Here is a 4636-nt window from a genome sequence, read left to right as displayed (position 1 = left end):
GTACGACTCATTTGATCAACCAAAAGGGAACTGCTGCTAATTCTTTGTTTGGTACCCATCACACCACCCATTCGTCTTTGCGGCGCTCGGCTTCCACCCTGAGGTAGGGGGAAAGCACGCTGATGCCTCCGCTGACCGTTGAAGCGGATTCCCGCGAGACACGATCGATTTTGAGGAAATAGGAAAGGAAAGCCGTGCGCAGGCCGAAGTGGACCGGTTCACCCAGGTCGGAACCGTCAAACATGTATCCGCTGGCGCCGTAAGTGCGTTCCGCTCCCGCTGCGCCGCGCAAACGCAACCCGGTTACCAGGACGCCGCGACCGGTCTCTTTCATGATCCGCTCCAGGGAAATCACGGAGGGGCGCACGCATAAGTTGGTAAATCTCGCCCTGGGGAATGGGTCCGCGTCACTGCGAAAGCCGTTTCCGCTTATGGCCGCGCCCTCGCGCGCGGCCCCGGCCAGGTCCGTGATACGGGCCTGGACCCGGCCACCTTCCACCAGTTCCGTTTCCCGGCACATCACCCCTTCATCATCCATGGGAACGGAGCCGGGCATGCCGTCCAGCAGTGGAGAGTCCACAATCTGGACCTGGGGGGCGCAGCGGATATCCCCGGGGGCGAACTCGCCCGAAACACGCAAGACCGCGGCAAAGTCATGCAGTATCGTGGCGGCGGCAAAGGGGGAGAGCACCAGCCCGATACCGCGTTTGCGCGGCAGGGGATGGCCCGGTTCGGCGCCCAGGAAAAAGATGCCCCGCCCCAACAGGCGGTCAGGCTGGATATGCAGCCAATGGGTCCGTTGCTCCACGACTTCGACTTCGTTTATTCCCTGGCGCAACTTCAGGTGCAGGCTGAAGAGGGATTTTTTGTACTTGGCCTCAAATCCGCGGGTGTTGGCCACGTTCACTTTGCGTTCTTCCAGGCGCAGGCGCCAGCCCGCCAACTCGACATCGGCGTAGCGAATCATCAATTCTGAGAGTCGGGATGCCGTCTCCGCGCCCAGTTTGTTTGCGTCCTGAACCACCGGATCATGAATTTCCAGACGCACCCGCCGGGCTTCGGTGGGAAGCAGGTGATCGAACCCGGGGGCGTTGTCGGCCATGGCGCCGCGTTGCAACTCGCGGAACACATTGCGCGCCCCCTTGATGGAGGGTGAAGAGAGGCAGGCCCCAACCGGGAAACCGCTTTCGCGAAATCCGCGCACGGACAGGATATGGATTGTTCCCGCGGTTTCCCTGATTTCCCCGTTGCCCTCCCGCGTCCATTCCCGCACATTGGCGCGCAGGCGCCGCAGGTCCACCTGGCGGAATCCCGCTTCCCTGCCCACCTGCAGGAAACGCTCCATTACGCGCCACCCGGGCTTATGCCCAATCCATCCACCCTCACGGTGGGCTGACCCACCCGTACATGCAGGGTTTGTGCCTTTTTGTGGCAGAAACTTACGCCCCGGTCCAGGCGGAAGTCGTCTCCCACCATGCTGACCGCCTGGAAAGCCGCATCCATGTTTCCTTGAACCGTGACCGGACCCAATGGGGCACCCAGGCGGCCGTGTTCAATCAGGAAAGCCGAGGGGATGTGGAAAGCGAACCGTCCCTTGCGGAACAATACCCGCCCCAGGCCGAATTCCGCGGCATATACGCCGCGTTTAATGGAGCCCATGATCTCTTCCGGCGACATGGATCCGGGCTGCAGGTAGAGGGCGAACATGCGGGGCATTGGGGAGCGGTCAAACCCCTCCTGGCGCGCATGGCCCCGCTCGGGAACCCCCAGGCGCCGGCCCGTATCGCGGTCACAGATAAAGCGACGCAATACGCCTTCCTCGATCAACTGCGGATGGCGGCACACCTCGCCCTCATCATCACGCAGGTCCGGGGAAATGAAAGGGTCGGTTGCGCATCGGGCCGACAAGGTGACGGCGCGGGACATGACCCGGCGCCCGACGTCCCGGGCGGTCAGCGGAGAATCTCCCGCCAGCACGTGGTCTCCTTCCAATGAATGTCCCATGAGTTCATGCCAGATAATGCCGCCGTCGCCGGCGGCCAACACCACGGGAAGGGTCAGGGTTTCCCGCAGGAGACGGCCTGTGCGATGGTTATCGATAATGGCACGCAAACGCTGCAGCAGGCCGTCACGGTTAAAACTTTCGCCCGGAAGGCGCCCGTCTCCCAGCTCGATCTCTTTGTCGTTGGCCAGAATCCGTACACGGATGTGGAGCCCGTCATGGCAAGATACCGCGCAGTGCTCTTTTCCACCGCGTTTAATGATGCGGCGGCATTGGCGAAAACTGCGGATCACCACCATCCATTGCTCTACATCCAGCCCCGCCAGAGCATCAAACAGGGGCCTTTGCCGGCGCAACGCCTGGGCCGGATCCAGGGTCGGCGGCAAATGGCATGTCGCCTTCCCCTGTTTGGGCAGGTTCAGGGCGGTTGCGGCCCGCTCCAGGGATTCGGCCTCCTGCCAGGAGGTGGACCAGGTTTGCTTGAAAGTGCGTTCCATGCCGCCCGCGCGGCTGACCAGGGAGAACTGGCGGTTTCCGTTTGAGTCGATCTCTATGCGCTGAATGCGGGTCTCTTCCGCCATCGCGATCCGGTCTTGCGTCATCTTCTCCATTGTATGCCCGGAACCCGCTGAAATCAACGCCTTCTTTTTGACTCAACACCCGGGCTGTGTTATAAAAATGTATCCCATGGACGGCCTGAAGCGTTTTTTCCTCCATTGTATCTCCCTTCCTTCCCTCAGCCGTATCTACGGCCGCATAACAAGAATCAAAAGACCCCGCCGGCTGGCACGGCGCATGATTCGCGTTTTTCAACGCAGTCATTGCATTGACATGAGTCGTTTCCAGGGTACGCCGGACGACTACGCCAGCCTGGCCGAGTTCTTTGTGCGCCCTTTGCACGAGACCGCCGTTCCCCCGCGCGCCCCCCAATTCCTGGTTTCGCCCGCGGACGGGCGACTGGTCGGCATTGAAACCGTTCAAAAAGATGCGGCCACCCAGGTGAAAGGGCTCAGCTATTCGCTTTCACACCTGGTGGGCGAAGAAATGGATTTTTCCCCGGGATGGCATGTGGCAACCGTCTACCTTTCCCCTGCCGACTACCATCGCTTCCATCACCCCCTGGACGGCCGGGCTACGGCCACGCGCCGGCTGGGGGCGTCGCGCTTTCCCGTCAATCCCACGGGCAGCCGCCTGATTCCCCGCCTGTTCGTGCGCAACGAGCGCGTGGTGGTACAGTACGAGCATGCGGGTACCCGTTTTTATCTCGCGGCGGTGGCCGCAACCTTTGTAGGCGGCATCCACATGACCCTGCCCGTCCCCTCCAAAAAAAGCCGCGACCAACTGGTCCAGGACACGCCGGTGCGGCAACTGGATGAACTGGGACGGTTTGACCTGGGGTCCACCATCGTGCTCCTGGTCCCGGCGGCAATGGCGGACCCGCTGGACCTGCCATTGGGAACAAAGGTAATGGTGGGAACACCGCTGTTTTCATTAGTGAAAAGTTGAAAGTGAAAAGTCGGACCAAGGTGACAGGTATCAGGAACACAGAGAACAGATGTAGGGGCGAAATATTTTTCGCCCCTACTTCCGGGTCATTCTTTCCAACTCTCCAACTTTTCTGTTATTTCCCGGCCTTGCGCAGGGTCACGTTTCCATTGATGGTGTGCAGAACCACTTTGTTGCGACCATCACCGGTGCGGCCGGATGCACGCAGGGTCTTAAGCTGCTTGCCGTTCTTTTCAATCCACTCTTTGTCTTCTTTTACTTCCAGGTTGAAATCATCTTTGATGCGGTATTCATTGTGACCGTTCTTGTAGATGGTGATGCGGATTTCCACATCCATGGACAATCTGGCGGGAACCGTCAACTCGATATCTCCAGACAAAGAGGTGATCTCTACATGGCGATCTTTGCCGGCGGGGTCGCCCACCATGCGCGCACTCACATCGCCCGAAAGGGTTTTGGCCTCAATCCAGCCGTCCACTGTTTCGATCAGGATGTCACCGCCCATGGTCTTGGCTTTCACGAATTCCCCGGCTGATTTAACCGTGATCTGTCCACCCATGGTGTGCAGGTCCGCGCCCTTGGGGGCATCGTCCACATTCACGGCGCCACCCATGGTGGAGATGCGAACCACCGCATCGGTGGTGCCCTCACCGCTTTTCCTTTTTACGTTGCGGTAAATGACATTGCCTCCCATCGAGGAGCCCTTGACATCTCCAACCACGTCTTCCAACAGCACACGGCCGCCCATGGTGCGCACTTCGCCGTCCACGCGGGAATCCCGCAGGGTCACATCACCGCCCATGGTTTTCATGTAGACCACGCCTCCAAGGCGATGCAGCTCAAGATCGCCGCCCATGGTCCTGCCGGAGATCTCTCCACTCACGCCGGTTACATGAATGGCGCCTCCAAGGCTGCGTAGCTTGAGATCGAATTTTTCAGGCACCTGCACCCTAAGCACATGATCTCCATGGTGACGCGACCATTTCTCAAATCCGGCGCCCAGCTGGGTTTCCACTTCAACGCCTTCATCGATCTGACGCACCATGAAAGGCATATCCTGACTCACTTTTCCTTTCACGATAACCTTTACCATGACACTGGACTTTTTCCAGCCGGTCACTTCGATCT

The 4636-nt window shown here is 59.7% G+C and carries 3 protein-coding genes; 1 reads left to right on the top strand and 2 read right to left on the bottom strand.

Going from position 1 to position 4636, the window contains the following annotated elements:
* Positions 1-58 precede the first annotated feature (58 nt).
* Complete coding sequence (locus ENN40_05895; protein HDP94875.1) at positions 59-1345, bottom strand: hypothetical protein; 1287 nt, start codon at positions 1343-1345, stop codon at positions 59-61.
* The gene (locus tag ENN40_05890; GenBank protein ID HDP94874.1) at positions 1345-2613 is read right to left on the bottom strand and encodes a TldD/PmbA family protein; all 1269 of its coding nucleotides are present in this window, start codon (positions 2611-2613) and stop codon (positions 1345-1347) included. The genes ENN40_05895 and ENN40_05890 overlap by 1 nt, the downstream gene beginning before the upstream one ends.
* On the opposite strand from ENN40_05890, the gene psd reads away from it, so the two are divergent.
* Positions 2564-3508, top strand: coding sequence for a phosphatidylserine decarboxylase (psd, locus tag ENN40_05885; protein ID HDP94873.1), 945 nt, complete (start codon positions 2564-2566; stop codon positions 3506-3508). The two genes, ENN40_05890 and psd, sit on opposite strands and share 50 nt — an antisense overlap.
* Positions 3509-4636: the final 1128 nt, after the last annotated feature.

This window comes from Candidatus Aminicenantes bacterium (assembly GCA_011049425.1).
In the GTDB taxonomy this organism is placed as follows: domain Bacteria; phylum Acidobacteriota; class Aminicenantia; order UBA2199; family UBA2199; genus UBA876.
This window is presented reverse-complemented; position numbering and strand designations above follow the sequence as displayed.

Bases quoted from the DNA above. Each gene is read 5' to 3' on its own strand.
- ENN40_05895 (HDP94875.1), bottom strand. From the start codon at position 1,345: ATGGAGCGTTTCCTGCAGGTGGGCAGGGAAGCGGGATTCCGCCAGGTG.
- psd (HDP94873.1), top strand. From the start codon at position 2,564: ATGCGGGTCTCTTCCGCCATCGCGATCCGGTCTTGCGTCATCTTCTCC.
- ENN40_05890 (HDP94874.1), bottom strand. From the start codon at position 2,613: ATGGAGAAGATGACGCAAGACCGGATCGCGATGGCGGAAGAGACCCGC.